At 71.6% G+C, this 26,340-nt stretch carries 19 protein-coding genes; 11 read left to right on the top strand and 8 right to left on the bottom strand.

Annotated elements, in window-relative coordinates; all coding sequences use genetic code 11:
• Window position 1: 1 nt before the first annotated feature.
• Window positions 2-1,624, top strand: a complete 1,623-nt coding sequence (locus E5082_RS18525) for an alpha/beta hydrolase (protein ID WP_135792348.1) — start codon at window positions 2-4, stop codon at window positions 1,622-1,624.
• On the opposite strand, the gene hemQ is transcribed toward E5082_RS18525, so the two are convergent.
• Window positions 1,621-2,352 (bottom strand): hydrogen peroxide-dependent heme synthase, encoded by a 732-nt coding sequence (gene hemQ / locus E5082_RS18520; protein WP_135792347.1) that lies wholly within the window; start codon window positions 2,350-2,352, stop codon window positions 1,621-1,623. The genes E5082_RS18525 and hemQ overlap by 4 nt on opposite strands.
• 5 nt (window positions 2,353-2,357) lie before the next feature.
• Window positions 2,358-3,803 carry a protoporphyrinogen oxidase gene (gene hemG, locus E5082_RS18515; RefSeq protein ID WP_135792346.1) on the bottom strand — a complete coding sequence of 482 codons (1,446 nt, stop codon included), beginning with the start codon at window positions 3,801-3,803 and terminating at the stop codon, window positions 2,358-2,360.
• Window positions 3,804-3,951: 148 nt separating this feature from the next.
• Between hemG and E5082_RS18510 the strand changes: the two genes are divergently transcribed.
• Together E5082_RS18510 and E5082_RS18505 are read left to right on the top strand one after the other, a co-directional pair.
• Window positions 3,952-4,881, top strand: coding sequence for a DUF4349 domain-containing protein (locus E5082_RS18510; RefSeq protein WP_135792345.1), 930 nt, complete (start codon window positions 3,952-3,954; stop codon window positions 4,879-4,881).
• A gap of 43 nt (window positions 4,882-4,924) precedes the next feature.
• A complete protein-coding gene (locus tag E5082_RS18505) occupies window positions 4,925-6,307 on the top strand; it encodes an FAD-dependent oxidoreductase (protein WP_373310052.1) in 1,383 nt (460 codons plus the stop codon).
• Here E5082_RS18505 and E5082_RS18500 read toward each other — a convergent pair.
• A complete protein-coding gene (locus E5082_RS18500) occupies window positions 6,304-7,131 on the bottom strand; it encodes a hypothetical protein (protein WP_135792343.1) in 828 nt (275 codons plus the stop codon). The genes E5082_RS18505 and E5082_RS18500 overlap by 4 nt on opposite strands.
• An 85-nt stretch (window positions 7,132-7,216) precedes the next feature.
• Here E5082_RS18500 and E5082_RS18495 point away from each other — a divergent pair, with 85 nt between their 5' ends.
• Window positions 7,217-8,044 carry a rhomboid family intramembrane serine protease gene (locus tag E5082_RS18495; protein WP_135792518.1) on the top strand — a complete coding sequence of 276 codons (828 nt, stop codon included), beginning with the start codon at window positions 7,217-7,219 and terminating at the stop codon, window positions 8,042-8,044.
• A gap of 10 nt (window positions 8,045-8,054) precedes the next feature.
• On the opposite strand, the gene hemE is transcribed toward E5082_RS18495, so the two are convergent.
• Window positions 8,055-9,122: a uroporphyrinogen decarboxylase gene (gene hemE / locus E5082_RS18490; protein WP_135792342.1), complete on the bottom strand. Its 1,068-nt coding sequence runs from the start codon at window positions 9,120-9,122 to the stop codon at window positions 8,055-8,057.
• Window positions 9,123-9,220: 98 nt separating this feature from the next.
• On the opposite strand from hemE, the gene E5082_RS18485 reads away from it, so the two are divergent.
• The 5 genes from E5082_RS18485 to E5082_RS18465 all read left to right on the top strand — a co-directional run bounded on the left by E5082_RS18485 (window position 9,221) and on the right by E5082_RS18465 (window position 15,868).
• Window positions 9,221-9,904 (top strand): DUF3000 domain-containing protein, encoded by a 684-nt coding sequence (locus E5082_RS18485; RefSeq protein ID WP_135792341.1) that lies wholly within the window; start codon window positions 9,221-9,223, stop codon window positions 9,902-9,904.
• 310 nt (window positions 9,905-10,214) lie between these two features.
• Window positions 10,215-10,880: a response regulator transcription factor gene (locus E5082_RS18480; protein WP_031181634.1), complete on the top strand. Its 666-nt coding sequence runs from the start codon at window positions 10,215-10,217 to the stop codon at window positions 10,878-10,880.
• Between the two features lie 208 nt (window positions 10,881-11,088).
• Window positions 11,089-12,375 (top strand): HRDC domain-containing protein, encoded by a 1,287-nt coding sequence (locus tag E5082_RS18475; protein WP_135792340.1) that lies wholly within the window; start codon window positions 11,089-11,091, stop codon window positions 12,373-12,375.
• A gap of 149 nt (window positions 12,376-12,524) precedes the next feature.
• Entirely contained in the window at window positions 12,525-13,742 is a 1,218-nt protein-coding gene (locus E5082_RS18470) for a thiolase family protein (RefSeq protein ID WP_030802710.1), read from the top strand.
• Entirely contained in the window at window positions 13,739-15,868 is a 2,130-nt protein-coding gene (locus E5082_RS18465; RefSeq protein WP_135792339.1) for a 3-hydroxyacyl-CoA dehydrogenase NAD-binding domain-containing protein, read from the top strand. The genes E5082_RS18470 and E5082_RS18465 overlap by 4 nt, the downstream gene beginning before the upstream one ends.
• A 90-nt stretch (window positions 15,869-15,958) precedes the next feature.
• Here the strand turns inward: E5082_RS18465 and E5082_RS18460 are convergent, their stop codons facing one another.
• Together E5082_RS18460 and E5082_RS18455 are read right to left on the bottom strand one after the other, a co-directional pair.
• Window positions 15,959-17,461 carry a hypothetical protein gene (locus E5082_RS18460; RefSeq protein WP_135792338.1) on the bottom strand — a complete coding sequence of 501 codons (1,503 nt, stop codon included), beginning with the start codon at window positions 17,459-17,461 and terminating at the stop codon, window positions 15,959-15,961.
• Window positions 17,462-17,499: 38 nt separating this feature from the next.
• Window positions 17,500-18,882, bottom strand: a complete 1,383-nt coding sequence (locus tag E5082_RS18455; RefSeq protein WP_135792337.1) for a hypothetical protein — start codon at window positions 18,880-18,882, stop codon at window positions 17,500-17,502.
• Window positions 18,883-19,045: 163 nt separating this feature from the next.
• Between E5082_RS18455 and E5082_RS18450 the strand changes: the two genes are divergently transcribed.
• Complete coding sequence (locus E5082_RS18450) at window positions 19,046-19,876, top strand: endonuclease/exonuclease/phosphatase family protein (RefSeq protein WP_229918859.1); 831 nt, start codon at window positions 19,046-19,048, stop codon at window positions 19,874-19,876.
• A 64-nt stretch (window positions 19,877-19,940) separates the two neighbouring features.
• Here E5082_RS18450 and E5082_RS18445 read toward each other — a convergent pair whose 3' ends face one another.
• Window positions 19,941-23,777: a bifunctional glycosyltransferase/CDP-glycerol:glycerophosphate glycerophosphotransferase gene (locus E5082_RS18445; RefSeq protein WP_135792335.1), complete on the bottom strand. Its 3,837-nt coding sequence runs from the start codon at window positions 23,775-23,777 to the stop codon at window positions 19,941-19,943.
• A 373-nt stretch (window positions 23,778-24,150) separates the two neighbouring features.
• Here E5082_RS18445 and E5082_RS18440 point away from each other — a divergent pair, with 373 nt between their 5' ends.
• Window positions 24,151-25,236, top strand: coding sequence for an LCP family protein (locus E5082_RS18440; protein WP_135792334.1), 1,086 nt, complete (start codon window positions 24,151-24,153; stop codon window positions 25,234-25,236).
• Window positions 25,237-25,264: 28 nt separating this feature from the next.
• Here E5082_RS18440 and E5082_RS18435 read toward each other — a convergent pair whose 3' ends face one another.
• A complete protein-coding gene (locus E5082_RS18435) occupies window positions 25,265-26,284 on the bottom strand; it encodes a PLL family lectin (protein ID WP_135792333.1) in 1,020 nt (339 codons plus the stop codon).
• Window positions 26,285-26,340 lie beyond the last annotated feature (56 nt).

Genomic DNA, 26,340 nt, shown 5'->3' with positions numbered 1-26,340 from the left:
GATGAGAGCTGCCGCCCTGTACTCGGCCGCCGGTTCCTTGCTGCTGACCGGGCTCGCCGTGACCCCGGCCAACGGCGCCCCCGGCGCGGCGGACGCGGCCGAGCTGCGCGGCACCGCCGTCGCCGCCGCCCGGGCCCGCGCGGCCGGCCTCGGCTTCGGCGCCTGCCCCGGCGAGTCCCCGGCCGGGATGCGCTGCGCCACCGTACGCGTCCCGCTGGACTACGCCCGCCCCGGCGGCCGGCAGATCGAGCTGACCGTCAGCCGGATGCCGGCCACCCAGCGCGACCCGGCCAACAGCAAGCGCAAGGTGCCCCGGCAGGGCGCCCTCGTCTACAACCCCGGCGGCCCCGGCGCCTCCGGCCTGAACTTCCCGATGATCGGCGTGATCCCCGAGTGGCAGCGCATCGCCTCCGCCTACGACCTGGTCGGGTACGCCCCGCGCGGGGTCGCGCCCTCGGCCCCGCTGTCCTGCGAGAAGCCGGAGGAGTTCTACAAGGCGCCCTCGCTCGCCCCGGTCCACCCCACCGAGGCGTACAAGCGGGAGCGGATCGCGCGGGCGAAGGCATACGCGCGCGGCTGCGCCGAACGGTCGGGCAGCGGGCTGGAGTTCTACACCTCGCTCAACAACGCCCGTGATCTGGACGTCCTGCGGGCCGCGCTCGGCGAGTCCCGGCTGACCTTCATGGGCGCCTCGTACGGCACCTATGTGGGTGCCCTGTACGCCGCTCTCTTTCCCGGTCACGTACGGCGGATGGTGCTGGACTCGGCGGTGGACCCGGACCCGGCGAAGGTCTGGTACCGCGAGAACCTGGACCAGTCGGCCGCGTTCGAGGACCGGTGGGCCGACTTCCGCGCCTGGGTGGCCCGCCACGACGACGTGTACGGCCTCGGCGCGACCCCGGCCGCCGTCCAGCGCTCCTACGACACCGCGAGCGACCGGCTCCGGGCGCACCCGGCGGACGGCAAGGTCGGCCCCGGCCAACTGCAGAACACGTTCCTGATGGCCGGGTACTACGACGACTACTGGCCGAGCCGGGCCGCCGCCCTCGCCGCCTTTCTCAAGGGTGACGCCGAACCGCTGGTCCGGCTGGGCGCGCCCAGCCCGGAGACGGCCGCCGAGGCGGAGAACGGCAGCGCGGTGTACACGGCCGTGGAGTGCAACGACGCCCCCTGGCCGGCCGACTTCCGGGTCTGGGACCGCGACAACACCCGCCTCGCCCGCACCGCCCCCTTCGAGACCTGGGACAACGCCTGGACGAACCTGCCGTGCGCGTACTGGCCCGCGCGCCGTCAGGTTCCGCTCGACGTGCGCACCGGCCGCGGCGAGACCCCGCCGGTGCTGATCCTCGCGGCCGAGCGGGACGCGGCCACCCCGTACGACGGGGCGCTGGAGCTGAACCGGCGGTTGGCCGGGTCCACGCTGGTCACCGAGCGGGACGCGGGCACGCACGGCATCGGCGGCGGCCCCAACCGGTGTGTCAACGCCCACCTGGACGCCTACCTGCTCGAAGGCCGTCTGCCGGGCCGCCGCGCCGCCTGCGCCCCGCGCCCGGAGCCGCGCCCCACCGAGCCGGCCGGGCGCGGCACCCCGGACCGGGACGCGCTCAGGGGCAGGCGCGCCTAGGCGAGCCCCGCCACCAGTTCCGCCACGGACTTGCGGCGGCCGGTGTAGAACGGCACCTCTTCGCGGACGTGCATCCGGGCCTCGGAGGCGCGCAGGTGACGCATGAGGTCGACGATGCGGTACAGCTCGTCGGCCTCGAAGGCGAGCAGCCACTCGTAGTCGCCCAGCGAGAAGGAGGCGACCGTGTTGGCGCGCACGTCGGGGTAGCCGCGGGCCATCTTGCCGTGGTCGGCGAGCATGCGGCGGCGGTCCTCGTCGGGCAGCAGGTACCAGTCGTAGGAGCGCACGAAGGGGTAGACGCTGACGTAGTTGCGGGGCGTCTCGTCGGCGAGGAACGCCGGGATGTGCGAGCGGTTGAACTCGGCCGGGCGGTGCAGCGCCATGTTCGACCACACGGGCTCGAGCGCGCGGCCCAGCCTGGTGCGGCGGAAGAGGTTGTACGCCTCCTGGAGCTGGTCGGCGGTCTCGGCGTGCCACCAGATCATCAGGTCGGCGTCGGCGCGGAGGCCGGAGACGTCGTAGGTGCCGCGGACCGTGACGTCCTTCGCGGCGAGCTGGTCGAACAGCTCCTGGACCTCGTCGGCGTAGCCCGCGCGGTCCTCCGGCAGCACGTCCTTCAGTTTGAAGACGGACCACAGGGTGTAGCGGATGACCTCGTTGAGGTCCTTGGCCAGCTTGCCCTTGTTCGGGATGCGGGCCGGCTGGGTGGTGGGGGCGTCGTCACTCATGCCCCCTATTCTCCCGCTCCGCCGTGCAGGCTCTGCACCGGGTTGGCCGTCAGTTCGCGCACACCGGCGAGGTCGCCGCCGAGCTGGTCGACGGCCGCGTAGGCACTGGCGACGCAGGCGGGGATGCCCACGCCGTCGTACTGCGCGCCGCACACCACGAGGCCGGGCAGCTTCGCGATGTGCTCGCGCACGCGGGCCACGCGCGCGTGGTGGCCGACCGGGTACTGCGGCAGGCCGTCGGTCCAGCGGGTGACGCGGGTGGCGACGGGTCCGGCGTCCAGTCCGGTCGCGGCGCGCAGGTCGTGCCGGGCGACCCCGACGAGTTCGGCGTCGTCGCGCTGGAGGATCTCGGTCTCGTGGTGGCGGCCGACCGAGGTGCGCACCACCAGGAGGTCCGGGTCCTCGGCGCCGACCCAGCCCCACTTCTGGGAGGCGAAGGTCGCGGCCTTGATCGTGCGGCCGTCCACCGGCGGCACCAGGAACCCACTGCCCTCGGGCAGGGCCGCGTCGGCGCGGCGGTAGGCGAGGGTGACCAGCGCCATGGAGGCGTACTCCACGGCGGCCAGCTCGGCGGCGGCCGCCGGGACCTCGGCGCGCAGCAGCGCCGAGGCGGCGGGGGCGGGTACGGCGACCACGACCGCGTCCGCGTGCAGCGTGCGGTCCCCGGCCGTGACGCGCCAGCCCGTGCCGTCCCGGCGCAGCTCGCTCACCGGAGTGCGGGTGAGGATCTCGCCGCCGCGCGCCCGCACCGAGTCGGCGACAGCCAGCGGGAGGGTGCCGACGCCGCCCTCGATGCCGAGGAAGACCGGACCGGTCTGCCCCGCCTCGGCGGCCTTGGCCTGGAGGGACCGCACGGCGGCGGCGAGGGTGTCGTGGGTGCGGGCGGCCTGGTAGAGCTGGGGGACGGCCGAGCGCAGGGAGAGACGGTAGGCGTCGCCCGCGTACACCCCGCCGAGCAGGGGTTCCACCAGCCGGTCCACGACCTCACGGCCCATCCGGGCGGCCACGTACTCGCCCACGGCCACGTCGTCGCCGACCTCCGTGGGCGGCAGTTCGGCGTCCCGCTCGATCCGGGTCAGGCCCTCGGCGGAGAGCAGGCCGGACAGGGCGGCGGCGGTGCCGGGTACGCCCATGACATGGCCCTTGGGCATGGGGCGCAGCGCGTCCCGGGTCCAGATCGAGGCGGTCGCGGTGGACGGGGGCTGGAGGCGGTCGCCGAGGCCCACCTCGCGGGCGAGGCCCACCGCCTCGGGGCGGCGGGCGAGCATGGACTCGGCGCCGAGGTCGACCCTCAGGCCCGCGATCTCGCCGGGCAGCAGTTTGCCGCCGACCCGGTCGGTGGCCTCCAGCACCGTCACCCGCGCGCCGCGCGCGAGCGCCCGGTGGGCGGCGGCCAGTCCGGCGACACCGGCTCCGATGACGACGACATGGCCCTTGCTCGCTGCGCTCATGCCCCCACTCTCTCAGACCGCGCGGGGCGTCCCGGTGCCCGGTACGTCACCGGACCGTGACCGCATCGCGACCGGAAAACGCGATCGTTCCCGCAGGCCGGGCCGTCTAAGGGGGGACAGCACCGCGTCTCATCGGGGGGTAACAGACATGCGTACACAGGTCCGGGTCCTGGCCGGGGTCCTGCTCACCGCCTCACTCGCGCTCGCCGGGTGCAGCGAGTCGGGCGGCGACTCCAAGTCCTCCTACGCCGACGCCCCGACCGCCGCTCCCGGCGCGGGCCGGGGCGCGGCCGAGGACGGCAAGTCCGCCCGCCGCTCGCCGCGGCTCGCGCCGAGCGTCATCCGCACCGCCTCCCTGGAGGTCGAGGTGCGGGACGTGCCCGGCGCCCTGGCCAAGGCGCGCCGGGTCACCGAGGACGCGGGCGGCTACGTCGGCGAGGAGAGCACCGAGCGGGACGACGACGGCAGCGAGCGCACCCGTGTCGTCCTGAGGGTCCCCTCCGAGCGGTACGAGGAGGTGCTCGGCTCGCTCCAGGGCACCGGCAAGCTGCTGCGGCGCACCGCGCGGGCGCAGGACGTCACCGATCAGGTGGTGGACGTGGACAGCCGGATCAAGTCGCAGCGGGCCAGCGTCGCGCGGGTCCGGGAGCTGATGGACCGGGCGGACAAGCTGACCGACGTGGTCGCGCTGGAGGGCGAGCTGAGCAGCCGGGAGGCCGACCTGGAGGCGCTGCTGGCCCAGCAGGCGTCGCTGAAGGACCGTACGGGCCTGGCGACCGTCACCCTGTCGCTGGCCGGGAGGGGCGCGCACCCGAGTGCCGGGGACGACACACCCGGCTTCCTGGACGCGCTGTCGGGCGGCTGGCACGCGTTTCTGACGATGCTGCGCTGGATCGCGCTGGTGGTGGGCGCGGTGCTGCCGTTCGCGGCGCTGCTCGCGCTGCTGGTGTTCCTGTGGCGTCGGGTGGTCCGCCCCCGGCTCCCGCGCCGTCCGGCGCCGACGCCCGTTCCGGGCTCGCTGCCGCAGGCGCGTCCGGTGTCGGAGGACGGCGCGGCGGCCTCCGGCGAGCACAAGTGACGACGCGTCAGCACCGCTCGCCCCGTAGCTTGTTCTCATGGACATGCGTGAAGGGCCTCAGCGGCTGGTCGTGATCGGCGGCGACGCCGCGGGAATGGCCGCGGCGTCGCAGGCCCGCCGGCTGCGGAAACCGGACGAGCTGGAGATCGTGGCGTTCGAGCGCACCCACTTCACCTCCTACTCGGCGTGCGGCATCCCCTACTGGGTCGGCGGCGACGTCCAGGACCGCGACCAGCTCGTCGCGCGTACTCCGGAGGAGCACTGGGAGCGGCACATCGACCTCCGGCTGCGCACGGAGGTGACGGAGATCGACGTGTCGGGGCGCCGGGTGCGGGCGCACGACCTGGAGACCGGCAACGAGTACTGGACCTCGTACGACAAGCTGGTCATCGCCACCGGGGCGCGGCCGATCCGGCCGGACATGCCGGGGGTGGACGCGGCCGGGGTGCACGGGGTGCAGACCCTGGACGACGGGCAGTCGCTGATCGACACGCTGACCCGTACCGAGGGCCGGCGCGCGGTCGTCGTCGGCGCGGGTTACATCGGCGTCGAGATGGCCGAGGCGCTGCTCCGCCGGGGCTTCGAGGTGACCGTGGTCAACCGGGGCGCGGAGCCGATGGCGACGCTCGATCCCGACATGGCCCGGCTGGTGCGGCGGGCCATGGAGGGCATGGGCATCACCATGGTCGACGACACCGAGGTGACCGGCCTGCGCAGCGGCGAGGACGGCCGGGTGCGCGCGGTGGTCACGAAGGACGCGGAGTACCCGGCCGACGTGGTCGTCCTGGGCATCGGCGTGGAGCCCGTGACCGACCTCGCCCGCCAGGCGGGGCTCCCGCTGGGCGCGCACGGCGGACTCCTCACCGACCTCGCCATGCGGGTGCGCGGACACGAGGACATCTGGGCGGGCGGTGACTGCGTGGAGGTGCTGAACCTGGTCTCCGGGCAGGAGCAGTACATCCCGCTCGGCACCCACGCCAACAAGCACGGGCAGGTCATCGGCACCAACGTGGGCGGCGGTTACGCCACCTTCCCCGGTGTCGTGGGCACCGCTGTCAGCAAGGTCTGCGAGCTGGAGATCGCCCGCACCGGCCTGCGCGAACGCGACGCCCGCCGGGCCGGCCTCCAGTACGAGGCGGTCGTCATCGAGTCGACCAGCCGCGCCGGCTACTACCCCGACGCCTCCCCCATGACCGTGAAGATGATCGCCGAACGCAACACCGGCCGCCTCCTCGGCGTCCAGATCATCGGCGGCGAGGGCGCGGGCAAACGCGTCGACATCGCGGCGGTGGCCCTGACCGCCGCCATGACGGTGGAACAGATGACCGCCCTGGACCTCGGTTACGCCCCGCCCTTCTCCCCCGTCTGGGACCCGGTCCTGGTAGCGGCCCGCAAGGCGGTACGCAAGGTACGCGAGACCCGCTAGCGCGGCCCCGGCCGCACCCGCTCGACGTGATCGAGGTCGCCGTCGAGCAGGTCCCGGTGCCCGATGGAGAAGTCCCCGTTCGGCAACGCCGTCCCGTCCCCGTACCGCCGGCCCATCACGGCGCCGGGCAGAAACGTCCGCAGCCGGTGCCGCATGCTCGCCGGGTACTCGACGGGCACCCCCCACCCGTCGGGCGCCTGATCACTGGAGAACAGCACCCAGTGATCCACCGGCACGTCCGCGTCCAGGTCCGGCGCCCCGCCGGTGTGACAGTCCAGGGCGGGGACGGTCAGCCGGTCCGGATCGAGAGGCGGATACCAGAGCAACAGCGGCTTGGCCCGCTGCGCGTCGGCGTTGTCGAAGCAGCACACGACAAAGGTGTGACCGGGAAAGTACTCGGCGTAGAACCGCAGCAGCTCCGGTTCGAGCCGGGGCCGCCGATGCGCGGGCACCCGTCCCAGCGCGGCCGGCACGGCGGCCGGGTCGTCCGCGAGCAGGACCGTGTACACGTCGTGTTCGAAGACCTGAACGGCCTCCGCCTCCGCGCCCATCCACGCGATCCCGTCGTCCCGGACAGCGGCGGACCCGACCGCGTCGACCATCCGTTGCAGCACGTCCCCGGTGCGCCCGGCCGAGAGGAAGTGCCGCTCCGTGAGGCGCCCGGCGGCGGGCAGGTGCAGCACCATGGCGTTCGGCCCCTGCGCCAGGTTCACGGCAGTGTTCTGGTAGCCGAGCACATGGATCAGGCCGTGTTCGGGGTGCTCCCGGCGCCCGCAGTGCACGATCGTCCCGGAGAAGTCGGCGGCGCCGGTCGAGATGCACATGGCGGTAACGTACCGCGCGCTGTCCGGCAGGCCGCCCCCGTGCTGTTCACGGGTTCACGTGCTTCAACCGGGGCACTACTTCTGTGTGGTCATACCCGTCCATGACGTCAATCCCGCGCGTCGTACGCCGTATGTGACGTATGCGCTCATCGCCGCCAGTGTGCTGGTGTTTCTGCTGACGCCCGGTGCGGCCGGGGCGGCGGGCGGGGAGAGTCATGTGGCGCAGCTGTGTCAGTTGCACGCGTTCATGGACCACTACGCGGCCATTCCGCGGGAGATGATCCACCATCAGTTGCCCAAGCTGGTGCCGACCGGGCAGGTGGGGGCCGGGGCGGCCGGACCGGGGTGTGTGATGGGGGTGCCGGGGTACGACAAGTCGCCGGCGCTGTCGGTGGTGACGGCGATGTTCCTGCACGGCGGCTGGCTGCACCTGCTGGGCAACATGCTGTTCCTGCTGATCTTCGGCAACAACGTCGAGGACCGCATGGGCCACGTCCGCTTCGCGCTCTTCTACCTCGCCTGCGGCTACGCGGCGAGCTACGGCTTCGCCCTGCTGAACGCCGACTCCGGTGACCCGCTGATCGGCGCGTCCGGCGCGATCGCGGGGGTGCTCGGCGCGTATCTGGTGCTGTATCCGAAGGCCAGGGTGTGGGTGCTGGTCCCGTTCCTGGTCTTCCTGCCGCTCCGGCTGCCCGCCTGGATCGTGCTGGGCTTCTGGTTCGGCCTCCAGGCCGTGTACTCCTCCGGGCGCGGCGTCGAGGCCGGCACCGGCACGGTGGCGTACGCGGCACACGTCGTCGGCTTCGTGGCCGGGATGCTGCTCGCCTGGCCGCTGAAGGCCGGCACCCCGCCCCCGCCGGAGCCGGGCCGCCTGCTGTTCGGCAGGCGGGCGCGGCACCGTCAGGCGTGGTGAGCGGAAGAGATCAGCGGGCGCTCGCCTGATGGACGTAGTCGACCAGGTGGGTCAGCGCGTCCGGCTCGATGTTGGGCATGACGCCGTGGCCCAGGTTGAAGACGTGACCCTCCAGGTGGGCGGCCGCGTCCAGCACCTCCTGCGCCTTGGCCTCGACCGTCTTGCGGTCGGTGAACAGCACCGTCGGATCGAGGTTGCCCTGCAAGGCCTTGCCGGGGCCGACCCGGCGCGCGGCCTCGTCCAGCGAGACCCGCCAGTCGACGCCGACGACGTCCGCGCCCGCGTCGCCCATGAGCTTCAGCAGCTCGCCGGTGCCGACACCGAAGTGGATGCGCGGGACGCCGTACCCGGCGACGGCGTCGAAGACCTTCGCGGAGGCGGGCATCACCGACGCGCGGTAGTCGGCGGGGGCCAGCGCGCCCGCCCAGGAGTCGAAGACCTGCACCGCCGAGGCACCGGCCTCGATCTGCACCTTCAGGAACGCGGCCGTGATGTCCGCGAGGCGGTCCAGCAGGTCGGCCCACAGCTCGGGGTCGCCGTACATCATCGCCTTGGCGTTCTCGTACGTGCGCGACGGGCCGCCCTCGACCAGGTAGCTGGCGAGGGTGAAGGGAGCGCCCGCGAAGCCGATCAGCGGGGTGGACCCCAGCTCACGGGTGAGCATGCCGACCGCCTCGGTGACGTAGGACACGTCCTCCGGCGTGAGGTCGCGCAGCCGGTCGAGGTCGGCGCGGGTGCGCACCGGCTCGGCGACGACCGGGCCGACGCCGGGCTTGATGTCGAGGTCGATGCCGATGGCCTTGAGCGGGACGACGATGTCGCTGTAGAAGACCGCCGCGTCCACGTCGTGCCGGCGCACCGGCTGGAGCGTGATCTCGGTGACCAGCTCCGGCCGCGTGCAGGACTCCAGCATCGGGATGCCCTCGCGCACCTTGCGGTACTCCGGCAGGGACCGGCCGGCCTGGCGCATGAACCACACCGGAGTGTGCGGCACGGGCTCACGCCTGCACGCCTTGAGGAAGGCGCTGTCGTACGTCGCTGTGGGCTGCTGGCCCGTGGGGATCGCGTTGGCACTCACGTCGGCAAGTCTCGCACGGTCCGCGCGGCAGAAGTGCCGCCGCCCTCGGGGGGTGTCATGCCCTGCACGAAGGCCCGCTTCCCCTTACTCTTCCCCGCATGGCTGCGGCTCAGGGACGATCGTCGGACGGCACCGGCGGAATGGACGACGTGAAGGACACGCAGGCGGAGGAGAGAGGGGGAGCCGGGGTGCCAGAGGTCCCCTCTGCCTTCAGCAGCGCGGTGGAGGCGCTGCTGAACGCGCGGCTGCGGCCGCAGGTGGAGGTGGAGCCGACGCCCGCCCCGCAGCGGCTGGCGCCGTACGCGCACGCGCTGGAGGCCGTCGTGCTCGACGGTGAGCAGGAGCTGGCGGACGGCCGGCTGGTCCTGCTGCACGACCCCGCCGGCCACGACGCCTGGCACGGCACCTTCCGCCTGGTGACCCTGGTACGCGCGGAGCTGGAGCCCGAGATGGCGGCCGACCCGCTGCTGCCGGAGGTGTGCTGGTCCTGGCTGACCGGCGCTCTGCAGTCGCGCGGACTCACCTACGGCGAGCCGAGCGGCACCGTCACCCGCGCGAGTTCCCACTACTTCGGCGGCCTGTCGGAGCGGCCGCCCGCCTCGCAGATCGAGATCCGCGCCTCCTGGACACCGCTCGAAGGACTGGGCGGCGTTCCGGACACCGCCGCGCACCTCGCCTCGTGGTGCGATCTGCTGGCCCAGGTCGGCGGGCTGCCCCCGGCCGCGCCGGGCGACGGCTCGGTGGTGACCCTGCCGCAGCGCAGGGGTCCGCAGCCCCGTTAGGCCGCCCTCAGGCTGATCATCTTCTCAGCGCCCCGCCGGGATCGGCGGGGCGTTGCTTTGTGATCACTTCCCGAACCATCACTTTGTCGATACGGCCACTTTCCGTACTCGAATCGCCTCACCCCGGAGCCGATTCGATCTTCGGATGATCGATCGCGTGTCCGAATTGCACAGATTGTGACTCACTAGATCGTGATCATTCTCTAAAGGCGGACGGGTTTGCTGCCGAAGACGACTGTGACCTTGAAAGCACGGTTCCTCCCGGCTTCTTCCCCACAAGCCGGCCCCGTCCCCCCAGCCAGGAGGCCTGGTGTCCGTTCTCCTCGAGCAGCCCGCAAGCCTGGTCGCCTACCGCCCGAACAAGCCGACCGCCATGGTGGTCGTGGCCGACCCCCGCGTCCGTTCCACCGTCACCCGCCATCTGTGGGCCCTCGGTGTGCGCGACGTGATCGAGGCCTCGTCCGTCGCGGAGGCTCGTCCCCGCATCGGCAACCCGCGCGACATCTGTGTCGCAGACGTCCACCTGCCCGACGGTTCCGGCCTCACCCTGCTGTCCGAGACCCGTGCCGCGGGCTGGCCCAACGGCCTCGCCCTGTCCGCCGCCGACGACATCGGCGCCGTCCGCAACGCCCTCGCCGGGGGCGTGAAGGGCTACGTCGTCACCGGCACCCGTACCAACATCGGCCTGCCCACCCGCCCCGGCGCCGCCCCCATCGGCTCCGCCGCGGCCAGAATGGGGCACCGGCGTCCGCCGGGCGCCCCGAGCCACCCCGGCGGTTACCGCGAGCTGTCCGGCCGCGAGGTCGAGGTGCTCCGCCTCGTCGCGGAGGGCCAGTCGAACAAGGCGATCGGCGTCTCCATGGGCCTGTCCGCGCTGACCGTCAAGAGCCACCTGGCCCGCATCGCGCGCAAGCTCGGCACGGGCGACCGCGCCGGCATGGTCGCGGTGGCCCTGCGCACCGGAATCATCCACTGACCCCCTTTCCTGTCCTCCACTCCGCGCCCTGTTCACCCCCGGTGCCCGTCGGCGGAACGTTCCGTCGGCGGGCACCGGCGTGCGCGCCGGGCGGGGTGCGCCGTACGGCGCGCGGTGTGTGCCCGCGCGCGGCGCATTTTGGCCGGTCAGCGTGGGTGTCGGTCGAACGTGCAGGCCAGCGGCGCGGCCATGCGGATACCCTTGGCATGTGACGGACGCCCAAGAGACCGCAGCAGACAGTTCCCGGCGCATCAACGGGGGTACGCCCCCCGACGCGGGGCCTGCTGAGGCGGCGGCGCCCACCCCCCTGCTCGAACCCCGCGAGGGGATTCCGCCGGTCGTCGCGGACGCCGCCGCGCTCGCCGAGGTCGTCGCCGCGTTCGCCGCCGGCACCGGCCCGGTGGCCGTGGACGCCGAACGCGCTTCCGGTTACCGGTACGGCCAGCGGGCCTATCTGGTGCAGTTGCGGCGCGAGGGCGCGGGCTCCGCGCTGATCGACCCGGTCGCCTGCCCCGACCTCTCCGAGCTGGGCGCCGCGCTGTCCGGGGTCGAGTGGGTGCTGCACGCCGCCACCCAGGACCTCCCCTGCCTGCGCGAGATAGGCATGGTGCCCACCCGCCTGTTCGACACCGAGCTGGCCGGGCGGCTCGCCGGATTCCCCCGCGTCGGCCTCGGCGCGATGGTGGAGAACGTGCTCGGCTTCGTACTGGAGAAGGGCCACTCCGCCGTCGACTGGTCCACCCGCCCGCTGCCCGAGCCGTGGCTGCGCTACGCGGCGCTGGACGTGGAGCTGCTGGTCGACCTGCGTGACGCCCTGGAGAAGGAGCTGGAGCGGCAGGGCAAGCTGGAGTGGGCGCTGGAGGAGTTCGCCGCCATCGCGGCGGCGCCGCCCGCCGAGCCCCGCAAGGACCCCTGGCGCCGGACCTCCGGGATGCACAAGGTGCGCAGGCGGCGGCAGCTCGCGGTGGTCAAGGAGCTGTGGGAGACGCGGGACCGGATCGCGCGGCGCCGGGACGTCTCCCCCGGCAAGGTGCTCGGTGACTCGGCGATCGTGGAGGCCGCGCTCGCGGTGCCGGCCAATGTGCACGCGCTGGCCGCGCTGAACGGTTTCGGCCATCGTGTCGGCCGCCGTCAGCTCGAACAGTGGCAGGCCGCGGTCGACCGGGCGAAGGCGTTGCCGGAGTCGGCGCTGCCCCAGCAGGGCCAGCAGGTGACCGGTCCGCCGCCGCCGCGTGCCTGGTCGGACAAGGACCCGGCCGCCGCGGCCCGGCTGTCGGCCGCCCGCGCCGGGGTGTCGGCGCTGGCCGAGCGGCTGGAGATGCCGCAGGAGAACCTGATCTCCCCCGACACCGTGCGCCGGATCTGCTGGGAGCCCCCGGTCCCCGTCGACGAGCGGACCGTGGCCGCCGCCCTCACCGGCCACGGCGCCCGGTCCTGGCAGGTGGAGCAGGTGACCCCGGTGCTGGTCGCGGTACTGTCCGCCACCCCGGAGTAGGCGGTTCTCCCGCCACGATCCGTCCGGCCGGGCGGGGTCGCGGTGTGACGTTCACCGCTAGCCGGGGTGGGACTGTGCAGCTACGTTACTCATAAGTAGCATGAGGTTGAGCAAGCGCTCAGCGTCCCGCACCCTGGAGGAGAGCCATCGTGCCTCGTACCGTCAGGGACGTCGTCTTCGTCGACGGCGTCCGCACCCCGTTCGGCAAGGCGGGCCCGAAGGGCATCTATCACGAGACTCGCGCCGACGACCTCGTCGTGAAGGCGATCCGGGAGCTGCTGCGCCGCAACCCCGGTCTGGACCCGAAGAAGATCGACGAGGTCGCCATCGCCGCGACCACCCAGATCGGTGACCAGGGCCTCACCCTCGGCCGTACCGCGGGCATCCTCGCGGGCCTGCCGCAGTCGGTGCCCGGCTATTCCATCGACCGCATGTGCGCGGGCGCGCTGACCGCCGTCACCTCGGTGTCCGGCTCGGTCGCCTTCGGCGCGTACGACATCGCCATCGCGGGCGGTGTCGAGCACATGGGCCGGCACCCGATGGGCGAGGGCGTGGACCCCAACCCGCGCTTCGTCTCCGAGAAGCTGGTCGACGAGTCGGCGCTGTTCATGGGCATGACCGCCGAGAACCTGCACGACCGGTACCCGACCATCACCAAGCAGCGCGCCGACGAGTACGCGGTCCGCTCGCAGGAGAAGGCCGCCAAGGCGTACGCCAACGGCAAGATCCAGCAGGACCTGGTGCCGATCTCGGTGCGCCGCACCAACGAAGAGGCCGGTGAGACGGGCTGGGGCCTGGTCACCGCCGACGAGCCGATGCGCCCCGGCACCACGCTGGAGAACCTGAGCGGTCTCAAGACGCCGTTCCGCGTGCACGGCCGGGTCACCGCGGGCAACGCGGCCGGTCTGAACGACGGCGCCACCGCCTCCCTCATCGCGTCCGAGGACTTCGCCCGCGAGAACGGCCTGCCGGTCAAGATGCGCCTGGTCTCCTACGCCTTCGCGGGCGTGGAGCCCGAGGTGATGGGCTACGGCCCGATCCCGGCCACCGAGAAGGCCCTCGCCCAGGCCGGCCTGTCGATCTCCGACATCGGCCTGTTCGAGATCAACGAGGCGTTCGCCGTCCAGGTCCTCGCGTTCCTGGAGCACTACGGCATCGCCGACGACGACAGCCGCGTCAACCAGTACGGCGGCGCCATCGCGTTCGGCCACCCGCTGGCCTCCTCCGGTGTGCGGCTCATGACGCAGCTCGCCCGCCAGTTCGAGGAGAACCCGGACGTCCGCTACGGCCTGACCACCATGTGCGTCGGCTTCGGCATGGGCGCGACGGTCATCTGGGAGAACCCGAACTTCGAGGGGGACAAGTGAGCAACACCACCGAGCTGCTGAAGGGTGCTGCCGAGCTGTTCCCCGGCGAGGTCGTCACCCAGGCCCACGTACGGCACTTCGAACTGCCTTTCAACGCGGGCAGGTTCGCGCTGATCACGCTGGACAACGGCTTCGACCACACCAAGCCGACCACCTTCGGCCCGGCCTCGCTGGCGAACCTGAACGCCGCGATCGACCAGGTCGAGAAGGAGGCCGCGGACGGTGACATCGTCGGTGTCGGCATCACCGGCAAGCCGTTCATCTTCGCGGTCGGCGCCGACCTCAAGGGTGTCGAGCTGCTGAAGCGGCACGAGGACGCGCTCGCCATCGGCAAGGGCGGCCACGAGGTCTTCAAGCGCCTCTCCGGCCTCGCGGTCCCGACCTTCGCCTACTACAACGGCGCGGCGATGGGCGGCGGTGTCGAGGTCGGCCTGCACTGCTCCTACCGGACCGTCTCCAAGGCGATCCCGGCGTTCTCGCTGCCCGAGGTCTTCCTCGGCCTGGTGCCCGGCTGGGGCGGCTGCGCCCTGCTGCCGAACCTGATCGGTCCCGAGAAGGCCGTCCAGGTCATCATCGAGAACAGCCTCAACCAGAACCGCCAGCTCAAGGGCAAGCAGGTCTTCGAACTCGGCATCGCCGACGCGCTGTTCGAGGGTGCCGACTTCCTGGAGCAGTCGCTGCTGTGGACCGCGCAGGTCCTCAAGGGCGACATCACCGTCGAGCGTCCGGCGATCGACCGGGGCGAGGCGTGGGACCAGGCCGTCGCCAAGGGCCGCTTCGTCGCGGACTCCAAGGTGCACGGCGCGGCCCCGGCCGCCTACCGCGCGCTGGAGATCATCGAGGGTGCCAAGGACGGCGACCTCCAGAAGGGCTTCGATGCCGAGGACCAGGCCCTCGCCGACCTGATCATGGGCGGCGAACTGCGGTCCGGCATCTACGCGTTCAACCTGGTGCAGAAGCGCGGCAAGCGTCCTGCGGGCGCCCCCGACAAGTCGCTGGCGCGTCCGGTCACCAAGGTCGGCGTCGTCGGCGCCGGTCTCATGGCCTCCCAGCTCGCGCTGCTCTTCCTGCGTCGCCTGGAGGTGCCGGTCGTGCTGACCGACATCGACCAGGAGCGCGTCGACAAGGGTGTGGGCTACGTCCACGCCGAGATCGACAAGCTGCTCGGCAAGGGCCGGATCAACCAGGACAAGGCCAACCGCCTCAAGGCGCTGGTCACCGGTGTCCTGGACAAGGCCGAGGGCTTCGCGGACGCCGACTTCATCATCGAAGCCGTGTTCGAGGAGATGGGCGTCAAGCAGAAGGTGTTCGCCGAGGTCGAGGCGGTCGCCCCGGCGCACGCGATCCTCGCCACCAACACCTCCTCGCTGTCGGTGTCGGAGATGGCGTCGAAGCTGAAGCACCCCGAGCGGGTCGTCGGCTTCCACTTCTTCAACCCCGTCGCGATCCTGCCGCTGCTGGAGATCGTGCGCGGCGAGCAGACCGACGACGCCGCGCTGGCGACGGCGTTCGGCGTGGCCAAGAAGCTGAAGAAGACCGCGGTGCTGGTGAAGGACGCCCCGGCGTTCGTCGTCAACCGCATCCTGACCCGCTTCATGGGCGAGATCCAGAACGTCATCGATGAGGGCACCCCGGTCGAGGTCGCGGAGAAGGCCGTCGAGCCGCTCGGCCTGCCGATGTCCCCGCTGGTGCTGCTGGAGCTGGTCGGCCCGGCGATCGGCCTGCACGTCTCGGAGACCCTCAACCGGGCCTTCCCGGACCGCTTTACGGTCTCCCCGAACCTGAAGGCGGTCGTCGAGGCGGGCAAGCGCGGCTTCTACGTCTACGGCAGCGGCAAGCCGGAGCTGGACCCCGAGGTCGCCGCGCTGCTCAAGCAGGGCGACTCCGTCCTCACCGAGGAGCAGGTCCGCGACCGCGTCCTAGACGCCGTGGCCCAGGAGATCGGCCTCATGCTGGACGAGGGCGTCGTCGCCGAGGCGCAGGACATCGACCTGTGCCTCATCACCGGCGCCGGCTGGCCCTTCCACCTGGGCGGCATCACGCCGTACCTGGACCGCGAGGGTGTCTCCGAGCGGGTGAACGGCAAGCGGTTCCTCGAGCAGGGTGTGGCAAGCGTGCCGGCGTAACACCGGCCGGCTGTACGCAGGAGGGCCCCGGCGCTGCGGCGCGGGGGCCCTCCTCCGTTGTACCTCTCTGCCTCTCCTGCGCGAAGGCGGTCAGTAGGTTCCGCCGTGGTGGGCGGCGGGGGCCGTGGCGGGCGCGACGGTGAAGGGGACCGTGGTGGCCGGGGACTCCACACCGGCCGGATCGATGGCGACGACATCGACGACATGGGTGCCCGTGTCCCATGCCCAGCCCGCGTCCCAGGTCCAGCCACCGTCCCTGTCGACCTCGGTGACGCCCAACGGCATGCCGTCGAGCCGGAACCCGACGCGCGACGCGCCGGCCGCGAGGCCGGTGAAGACCACCCGCACGTCCATGACCTGCTCATGCGCGATGGGCTGCAGCACCATCGGCGCGGCCGCTGCCGTCGTCGCCGACGGGGGCCCGCCGTCCATCACCGGCGCGGCGGCGCGCGCCGGGGCGGGGCCGCCGATCGCGGTGAACGTCAGCTCGATCCGCTCCGACTGGTAGCCGTAGGCGTCGACCGCGTAGAGCTTCACCGGGTGCTTGCCCAGGCTCCAGGGCCGTCCCCGTTCCCAGGACCAGCTTCCGTCCGGCCCGACGTCGCACTGGCCGACGTACTTGCCGTGCTCCCAGACACTCACCCGTACCGCACCGGGGGCGTGGCCGCTGAAGCGTACGGCGTCCTGGTGCAGTCGGGCGTCCGCGGCGGGGGCGAGCACCACGGGCGGGGGGAACTCCGCGCCGCGCACGAGCGCGGTCGCCGAGAGGTAGGAGGAGAGCACCGAGGTGTCGCGGTCGGGCTCCTCGAAACCGTTGCGCACCAGGCCCAGGCGGGGGGCGATGCCGTCGATCAGGAAGTTGGCCAGGCCCATGAGGAGCGGGACGTTGCGCCCCGCGACCCGGGTGTGGTCGGCGATGTGAGGGGAGTCGCTGAAGATCAGGTTGAAGTTGGTGTAGTTGCGGAGCAGGCCCAGGTAGGGCTCGATCTGGGTGGGGTACTGGTCGTCCTGGGCGGCGGACACGACATAGATGTTGGCCGTGTGGTTCGCGCCGGCGCGCAGCAGGTCGGGGATCAGGGCGTCCAGGGCCCGCACGTTCTCCTCCGGCACGTCCTCACCGAGCATGAACCGGGCGACGCCGGGGTGGACGTCCCGGACGTAGGTGCCGATGGCGAACTGGGGGGCGATGGCGACGATGTTGCGGAACCCGTACTTCAGACCGAAGTGCAGGGCCGCGCTGCCGCCCTTGGAACTCCCCCACAGCGTCACGCGGTCGGGGGTGAGGTCAAGGGCGCGCATGACATTGGAGATCAGCCCCAGGACGGACCGCTCCAGGGAGAAGTCCATGCCCCTGCACAGGTAGTAACTGCGGTTGTCGTCGAACTTGTCGCGAATCCAGAGGACGTTGGCGCGCAGTTTGTCGAAGACCCCGTTGGACCAGCCGTAGTCCTGGGGCGCGGCGAAGTTGGCGAAGACGACGACGAGGTGCCGGTTGCCCTTGGTGGCGGGCGCGAACCTGTACTCGACCGGGAAGGTCCCGGAGGACTCGATGCCGGTGTGCTGCTTGCGCCCGGCGGGTGCTGCTGGGGACATGTGAGGGGTTCCGCTCTGTGGTGTGCTGCGGTCGGGGCTCAGGATTCGGCGGTGAAGGTGACGGCGACGGGCCGGGACTCGGTGTCGGCGGCGCCGATGGAGAAGACTTCGACGGTGTGTGGTCCCCCGGCCCAGGGGCCTTCCGGTGCCCAGGACCACGCTCCGTCGGGAGCGACCGCGCACTCCCCCAGGACGGCGCCGTTCTCCCGGATGCCGACCCGGGCCGCCCCCGTGGCGAAACCGGTGAACCCGACCCGGGCTCCCGGCACTTGGAGGTAGGGCTCCGGCCGCTGCACGACCGGCGGGGCCGCGCCGGGCCGCGTGGGAACGACTTCCGGCGTGAGGTGGTCGGACACGGTGAACTGCGCGTCGGCGCGCGGGGACTGATAGCCGAGCGCATCGACGGCGAAGAGGCGTACGTTGTGCTCGCCCGGCGTCCACGTCCGACGTGTCCAGCTCCAGTCGCCGTCCTGCGTCACGGGCGCCGACGCCAGGTACGTACCGTTCTCCCACAGGCTCACCCGGACCGCGCCGGGCGCCCGGCCCACGAGGCGCACGCCGGTGGCCGAGAGCAGGTCGTCCGGGCCGGGTGAGAGCACGACCGGCGCGGCGAACGAACCCTGCACCACAGACGTCGACTTGAGGTAGCTGCCGATGCCGGGCAGGCCGGCGGACGGCCGTCCCTCGGCCCGGGGAGCGGCGGTCAGACGGGGGACGAGGCCCGCGACGAGCATATGGGCGAGGTTCAGCAGGGGGAATGTCTCGTGGACGAGGTCGGCGTTCCGGTACTGGCGCAGCAGTCCGAGGCACATCTCGCGGCCGGCATCCGGCTCGTCGTCCGCCGGGGGGAAGACGTAGAGGTGCGTCTGCGGATGCACGCTGGAGGCGAGCAGGTCGGGCAGGAGGGCATCGAGGGCACGGGCGTCCTCGTCAGCCATCGGCTCACCCAGCAAATGCCGGGCCGCGGCCGGGCGTCGCTCCCGCAGAGGCGAGCCGAGCGCGAACTCCGGACCGACGGCGACGATGTTGCCGTAACCGTGCTTCAGCCCGAGGTGGAGGGCCGCGCTGCCGCCACGACCACTGCCCCACAGCGTGACCTCGGCCCGGTGCAGCCCGAGCAATTCCGTCACCCGCGCGACGACCTCGGCCACGGACTTCTCGACGCCGAAGTCCATGTCCCGGCACAGGTATGAGGCGCTGCCGCCGTCGAACCGGTCCCGGATCCACAGGATGTTCGCCGGAAGGTCGTCCATCTCTCCGGTCGCCCAGCCGTAACCGTCCGGGTCGTCCAGACCGGCGAGGACGATCACGAGATGCCGCTCGGCGTTCGGGGCGTGCGCGAACCGGTACTCGACCGGGTACGGGCCCGACGCGTCGATCCCCTTGATCACCTGACGGCGCTTGGCCGGGGCTTCAGACATGGTGCGCTTCCACTTCGATCGGATGACTGACTGTGCGCGGGCACAGCTTTTGGTGTCCGGCGGGTCGGGCGGTGATGATGCCGGGGTGTTCTCACTCCCGGCCCGGCCACGACTCCCTCGGCAACGGCACGGCGGACGGCGTCGCCTGATCCTGACGGCAACCGTGGCCGGTGTCGCTGCCGGGGTGACGGCGGCCCTGACGCTGCATCCGCCGCGTTCCCCCGCTCCCCGGACGCTCACCGTGGCGACCTGGAACATGTGCGGTGTCCGGCAGTGGCACTGTGCCGGCACCGGAAGCCCGGAACGGAAACGGCGAGCGCTGACCGGACTGGTCACAAACTCCGGGGCCCGCCTGGTCCTGCTCCAGGAGGCATGCGCGGGCGACGTGGCCGCTGTCCGCCGGTCCCTGGGCACTTCCTGGCACACGGCGTTCCGGCCGTACCTCGCTCGCGACGCCACCGGCCGCGCCACACCCGTGCACTGCGCCGAGGCGGCACAGGGCGAGGCCGGTTACGCGATCCTGGCCGGGTATCCGCTGGCCTCCCTCACCTCGGTGCCCGCGCAGCAGCCCACAGTAGGCGTGACGCGTGGCATCCTCTGCGCCACGGTGGAGGCACCCGGCATACGGGTGTGCGACGCCCATCTCAGCCCGGCGCACAGCGATGCGGCACACCCCGGGTGGGACTTCCGGGACGACCAGTTGAAGGCGCTGGCCGCGACGGTGCCCTCGCGGCGCACGGTGTACGGCGGTGACCTGAACGTGTCTCCGCCGGGTCCCCGCAATCCCGCTTCCTGGGTCTGGCCGGCCGGACCGTACATCCGCCAGCGGGAGTGCGCCCAGACGTCGGCCACCTCGCGGGCCGGGCGGCCCACCCACGCCTCGGGGCACAAGCTGGACTACCTGTTCACCGGGCTGGAGCGGACGCGGTGCACGGTCCGGGACCTGGACGCCTCGGACCATTCCGCGCTGCTGATGCGCGTGCGCACCGGCTGAGGGGCCTGCGCCGGACGGACTCGGCGAGGGCGCGCTCATGCGGCTGTGGGCCGCGGGGACGCACTCACACACCCACGTCCTCGGTCACTCGGCTCTGCCCCGGAATCACCGTCGACGCGTCGGCGGGGCCGCCGAATACTGCGGGAGCCGGGGCCGGGATCGCGTTCATCAGGTTCTCGGTCACCTGCCCGGCCCCGAAGGATGCGAGGGGGCGTCCGGTGGGGCGTGCGGCCACCGTGCCCACGGCCGGCGCCCATGCCTGCTCGGGCGCCAGGTCGCCGCCCGCGATCAGCATGCGGTCGGCGAGCCGGGCCGAGGCGTGACCGTCGTCCAGATCGCAGAAATCCTGCTGGAAACGGCGGTACTGGCCGGCGTAGCGCTCCTGGATCCGGTCGATGTCCCGGACTGCGTCCACCAGGTCCTCCGAAGAACGCAGCAGGGGGCCGGGGGCGCTCTGCTCGAAGTCGAAGTAGAACCCGCGCAGGGTGTCGCGGTAGTGGTCCAGGTCGTAGGTGAAGAAGAGGATCGGGCGGCCGGTGTTGACGTAGTCGAACATCAGGGACGAGTAGTCAGTGATCATCACATCGGTGATCAGCGACAGGTCGGCCATGTCCGGGTAGTCGGAGACGTCGAAGACGAAGCCGTCCCCGGCACCCGGCACCGGGTCAACCACGTTGGGGTGGCGGCGCACCAGGAGCACGTGGTCATCACCTAGCCGGGCGCGGGCATCGGCAAGGTCGATGCGGAAGTCGAGCTTGTACTTGCCCGGCGCGTAGAACTGGTCGTCGCGCCAGGTCGGGGCGTACATGACGACGCGCTTGCCCTCGGGCAGGCCGATCCTGCGGCGGATCTCCTCCTGCCGGCCCTCGGTGCCGGACCGGCGCAGCACGTCGTTGCGCGGGTAGCCGCACTCCACCATCTCGCCCTCGAAGCCGAAGGCGCGCTGGAGGATCGGGGTGGAGAAGCTGTTGGGCGAGACCAGCATGTCCCAGTTCAGCACCTCCTTCGCCACGCGCTCCAGATAGCTCTGGTCGGCGAAGTGGATGGCCTCGATGTCGTGGCCGATCTTCTTCAGCGGCGTGCCGTGCCAGGTCTGTACGACGACCTGGCCGTCCCGCTTCTGGAACCAGTCGGGGAGGTGGTTGTTGGCCACGACGTACCGGCTGGTGGCCAGGGCCTCGTACCACTCCGGCGACCACATGCGGACCGGTGTCGCCGTGGGCGGTACCTGTACCTGATCGTCCCGGACGACGAAGAGATGCTCCAAGTCGCAGTGGCGGCGCACCAGTTCCTCGTGCAGGGCGCGCGGGCTGTCGGAGTACTGGGTGCCCTTGAACGCGTCGTAGAGGATCGCGGGACGCACCGGGTTCCGGCGGGCCGCGGGGTACGCCTTGGTACGCAGCAGCTTCTGCCGGTAGGGACCGCGGGCGTGGTCGGGCATCGCGGAGTGCACCAGCAGGGAGAGACGGTCGTACGCCTCGGCCTGGAGCTCGTAACGGCGCTCGTTCTCCTCGCGGTCCTGCGGGAAGTCGCCGATGAGGTCCTGCTCGATCTTGCACATCAGGTCTTCGAGGCGGTCCTCGCGAGCCACCGTTGACAGGTCCTGACGGCGCAGGAAGAAGTCCCAGCGCCCGGCGGCGAGGGGGATGTCGCCGGCCAGAGTCCGCATCGCGGCGGGGGTGAGAACGGAGCTGAAGCGCTTGCCGTCCCAGGTCAGCGGGACGGCGCGTTCGGCCCCGTGGGCGCGGGAGCGCACCACCAGATGGGCGTCACGGTACTCCTGGGCCGAGAGCTGGTCGGCGGCGCCGTACCGGCCGCTGATCTCCAGCGCGCCGTCGGGGCGCCAGGCGGCGTGGGTGACGGTGGGCAGCGTGGCGCGCTCGAAGAGGACGAGGTAGCCGGAGCCGTTGCGGTGGACGACGATTTCCCGGTCGCCCTCCGGAGTCTGGAGCGTGGCGGGCATGCGGTAGTGGCCGTCAGGGGTGTCGTCGGCCATCACCGGATAGATGGTCATCTTGCGGCCCTCGACGTGGAAGGTGGTCTTCCAGCCGTTGCTGCCCATGTTCCAGGACTGGGGCGCTTCCTGACCGGCCGCCACGTCGGCGCGGGAACCGGGTACCAGCACCCGCAGCGGCAGGCGGACGGTAAAGCTGCTCCAGCCTTCACCGCCCGGGGTGAAGTGGGCCCACGCGTCGTGGCGCCCGGCGCCGTTCATGCTGGCGACCCGGAGCTTTCCCCACTCCGGCACCGTCGGGCCGAGATAGACGCCGCGCAGTTCGAGCTGGTCCCCCGCTATCCGGTGGTTGGTGATGCGGCAGCGCACGACTTCCACGCGCAGCTTGAGCTTGCCCTGGAGGAAGACGGGCAGCACCCGGGTGTTCTTGTCGACGTACCGGTGGGGCGGATTGGCGCCCGTTCCCACGCTCCCGCGGCTGATGCCCCGGTAGCGGAAGAGACCCCGGCTGAGCACACCGGCGGCCACGTCCCAGGTGCCTTCCACCCACTCCCCCTTGCTCTTCAGCCGGGAGGTGTCGATACGGGTCTCGAAACCCGCCCAGTCGTAGCAGTAACGATTCTGCTTGGAATGTTCGGTGGCCTGCGGGGCGTACGTCGTACGGGCTGGGGCGACGACCATGCGGCCCTGCTTCTTGTTGCGCAGCGCGATGGCCTTGACCGACATGTGCTTCTTGTGGATGTTGAGGAAGCGGACGTAGGCGGTGCCGGTGAGGTTCAACTCGTTGCCGTCGGGGCTCCACTGGGCCGCGCTCAGTGTTCCGGCGAGGGAGAACTCCTGGTCCAGGCGGTACGCCTTCTTGTCGAGACCGACTTCCCGGTCCCCGAGGAAGGGGTACTTCAGATAGCGGCGGAAGCGGCGCTGGACGGGGAGCGGTCCGCCCGTGCGCTCGAACTGGACCACCTCCAGCAGTTCGGGCAGCCGCCAGTCGCGGACCAGGAGCCACTTGACCCGCGCCTCGGCGGGCAGTTCGTCGATGATGGTCGGGTCGGCCTGGTCGAGGAACCAATTGGCCCACGTCATGAACGCCTGCTGATACTCCTCGTCGGCGTCCGGGAGCATCTTCAGGTGCAGCATCAGGTCGGACTTGAGACAGGCCGTGTCGTACTTGCGCTTGCTGTCCTTGCCGGCCATCGACCGTTCGTCGGTGAGGAAGCGGCTGACCGCCATCACGGCGGTAACGCGGTCGTGCAGGTTGGAGAGTTCGGTGTACCGCTGGGTGATGGACGGCGCCGCCCCGCCGTCGCGGCGGCGCCAGAAGTAGACGATGTCGCTGAGGACGTCCACCTTGGCAGCACGGAAGTGCGCGTACATGTTGACCCAGGAGTCCTCGTACATCACACCCTCGGGGAACGTGATGCTCTGGTCGTCCCAGAAGCTGCGGCGGAACACCTTGTTCCACACGGTGCGGTCGTAGATGAGCGCGTCGAACTTCGTGATGTGGGTGCCGCGCCGGGACTTCTGCATGGGAGTGCGGTGCAGCGGGGACTGCCACTTCTTGGTGGAGTTCATCATCTGCACGTTGCCCGACACGAAGTCCGAACCGGACTCCTCCAGGGTGCGCACCAGCAGTTCGTAGGCGTACTCGGGTATCACGTCGTCGCCGTCTACGAAGGCCAGGAACTCCCCGCGCGGATGCATCGAGCGCAGGCCGGTGTTGCGGGCGTGCCCCGGGCCGTGCGAGTGCTGGCGGACCAGACGGAAGCGGGGGTCGGCCGCACAGAAGCCGGCGGCGATCCACGCCGAGCGGTCGGTGGACCCGTCGTCGACGAGGATGACCTCGAAGTCACGGAAGGACTGGCGCGCGATCGACTCCAGACATTCGGTGAGGTAGACCTCCACGTCCTGGAAGGGAACCACGATGCTCAGACGCGGACGATCCGCCAACTCATGCTCCTACCCGCATATGCCGTCCAACGAAGGGCGTGCCCCGCCACGTTGGACGTCCACCCCGTCGATCGGCACGCCCGGACAACCCCAACTCTTTTGGGCGTCACACGGATCCGCGAACATGAAGCGAATTTTTCGGCCATCGATGCTCACAGTTTCAGCACATCTTATGTGAAACTTAACCAAGGTCAAGAGGAGCTCTGCCCCGTCCGTGCCCGGTCGCGCACGCTCTTCTACCCCCAGATGACCGACAAGAGTTGCTTATAGTTCTCCCCTGACGCTTCACAAAGATCAACGGGCCGGCCTCCCCCCACCGGGCCCTGCGACTCCGCCTTCGCGGAGCCTGTTCCGGAGAGGAACCGACACGCCCATGACGCATGCCACCGAGCCCCGCCCTGCCGAGGCGCCGCCGGGTGACGGCACCTCACCCCGCCCCAAGAAGCGCGGCGGACGCATCGTGCTGCTCACGCTGCTGGTCCTGCTGATTGCCGCGGGCGGCACCGGCTACTGGCTCTACAGCGGCCTGAACCGCAACATCAAGGGCGTCGACCTCGACAAGTCCCTCGGGGACGACCGCCCCGCCAAACTGCCCACCTCCGGGCAGAACGTACTGGTCCTCGGCTCCGACTCGCGCGCCGGGGCCAACGCCGGGCTCGGCACCGGGCATGTCGCCGGAGCCCGCTCCGACACGGCGCTGGTGATCCACATACCCGAGGGCCGCAAGCAGGCCGTCGCCGTCAGCATCCCGCGCGACACCCTCGTCAGCCGCCCCGAGTGCGTCAAGGACGACGGGACGAAGCTGCCCTCGGCGAACCGCGTCATGTTCAACTCGGTCTACTCCTCGGCCGGTCCGGCCTGTGTGGTCAAGACGGTCGAGAAGATGTCGGGCGTACGGCTCGACCACTTCGTGGAGATCGACTTCGCCGGGTTCAAGGGCCTGGTCGACGCGATAGGCGGTGTGCCCGTCACCGTCGACCGCGACATCCACGACTCCTCCAGCGGGCTGGACCTCGCCGCCGGCACCCACCGCCTCAACGGCACCGAGGCGCTCCAGTTCGTCCGCACCCGGCACGGCATCGGCGACGGCAGCGACCTGGGCCGGATCGGGATGCAGCAGAAGTTCCTGATGGCCCTGCTCGCCGAGATCAAGAAGCAGGACCTGATGGGCAGCCCCACCAAGGCGTACGCCGTGGCCGACGACCTCACCACCGCGCTCACCACCGACTCCGGGCTCGCCTCCCTCACCAAGCTGGCCGAGTTCAGCCGCAGCATGAACGGCGTCGACACCTCCACCATGGAGACGATCATGCTGCCGGTCCGGTACGACACCCAGGACCCCAACCGGGTCGTGGCCGCCGAGCCTCAGGCCAAGCAGCTCTGGAGCGCCCTGCGCTCCGACGGGACCATCCCCGAGTCGGCCAAGAAGTCGCCCGCGCGCGGCGGCGCCACCCCGTAGGGGCGGCGCCGTCACGGGAAGGCGGGGGTCAGACCTCCCGCCAGGGCTCCAGCGCGAGACCCGGCTCGTCCTTGCGGTGGGTGAGGACGAGCCGTCCGGTCGACGGGGACAGCGCGGCCGCGGTCAGCCTGCCGAGGTCCGCGTCGCCGGCGAGGAAGACCCGCGCGTCCTCCGGCAGCACCGGGCCCGACTCGGCCCACCAGGCGCCCGCCGACTCCGCCTCCGTGGGATACGCGGCGACGGCCACCCGGCCGCTCGCCGCGCGCTGGGCCAGCACGGTGCAGTCGTGGCCGTCGAGCAGGCAGCGCGCCGCGCTCACCGGGCCGGGACCCGCCGCGGGCAGCAGCGCCACGGGCGCCCAGCCCGGACGCCAGGCGCACAACATGCCCTCGGTGTCGGTGTAGAACACGGTCGTGCTCCGCTCCGAGGTGGCGAGAGCGGCCAGGGTGCCGGGCCGGACCCGCGCCAACAGCGACTCGGCGACGGCGACCTGCTTGCCCGGCTTCTCCTGGGTCCAGTGCACGATGCCGCCGGGCACCGCCCCGTAGACCGCGACCAGGCCGGTCTCCCCGGTCACCGCGGCCAGGCCGTTCTGGACCCGTGAGCCGTTCAGGTCGCGCCAGGGGGCCCAGCCGCCCTTCTCCCGCTGGGCGACCATGCTCAGGCCCTGGCCGCCGTTGACCACGAAGACATGGGCCCGGCCCTGGTGGTCCACCGCGACCGCCGGGTCCGATGTGACGGGTCCCTTGCCGTTGGGGTGCCCGAGCGGGGTCCAGTCCATGGCGGTGAGGTCGGGCCGGTAGTGCGTGGAGTGCGTCAGGACCGCCTCGCCGCCGGCCGCCGGGTGCCAGGAGACGAGGTGGGCATAACCGTCGGCGCCCTGGCCCACTCCGAGGCCGGGGCGCAGTTTCTGTTCGCCGCCCACCCTGCGCGGGGCGGTCCAGCCGCCGCCCGGCCGGTGTTCCGCCCGCGACAGGACGCCGTCGTCCGTGGGGCTGTAGACACCGAGCCGGCCGTCGCGGCCGCGTATGAGCCAGTCGCCGTTCACCGCATCACCATAAGCTGCCTGCTCCGGGCTCCGGACCGCGCCCCCGCGCGGCTCCC

The sequence above is a fragment of the Streptomyces griseoluteus genome (assembly GCF_004784465.1).
GTDB lineage: Bacteria > Actinomycetota > Actinomycetes > Streptomycetales > Streptomycetaceae > Streptomyces > Streptomyces griseoluteus.
Note: the sequence above shows the minus strand (reverse complement) of the source record. Positions and strands in the feature narration are given on the sequence as shown.

Bases quoted from the DNA above. Each gene is read 5' to 3' on its own strand.
- E5082_RS18500 (WP_135792343.1), bottom strand. From the start codon at position 7,131: ATGTGCATCTCGACCGGCGCCGCCGACTTCTCCGGGACGATCGTGCAC.
- E5082_RS18485 (WP_135792341.1), top strand. From the start codon at position 9,221: ATGGCTGCGGCTCAGGGACGATCGTCGGACGGCACCGGCGGAATGGAC.
- E5082_RS18440 (WP_135792334.1), top strand. From the start codon at position 24,151: ATGACGCATGCCACCGAGCCCCGCCCTGCCGAGGCGCCGCCGGGTGAC.
- E5082_RS18505 (WP_373310052.1), top strand. From the start codon at position 4,925: ATGCGTGAAGGGCCTCAGCGGCTGGTCGTGATCGGCGGCGACGCCGCG.
- E5082_RS18460 (WP_135792338.1), bottom strand. From the start codon at position 17,461: ATGTCCCCAGCAGCACCCGCCGGGCGCAAGCAGCACACCGGCATCGAG.
- E5082_RS18510 (WP_135792345.1), top strand. From the start codon at position 3,952: ATGCGTACACAGGTCCGGGTCCTGGCCGGGGTCCTGCTCACCGCCTCA.
- E5082_RS18455 (WP_135792337.1), bottom strand. From the start codon at position 18,882: ATGTCTGAAGCCCCGGCCAAGCGCCGTCAGGTGATCAAGGGGATCGAC.
- hemG (WP_135792346.1), bottom strand. From the start codon at position 3,803: ATGAGCGCAGCGAGCAAGGGCCATGTCGTCGTCATCGGAGCCGGTGTC.
- hemQ (WP_135792347.1), bottom strand. From the start codon at position 2,352: ATGAGTGACGACGCCCCCACCACCCAGCCGGCCCGCATCCCGAACAAG.
- E5082_RS18525 (WP_135792348.1), top strand. From the start codon at position 2: ATGAGAGCTGCCGCCCTGTACTCGGCCGCCGGTTCCTTGCTGCTGACC.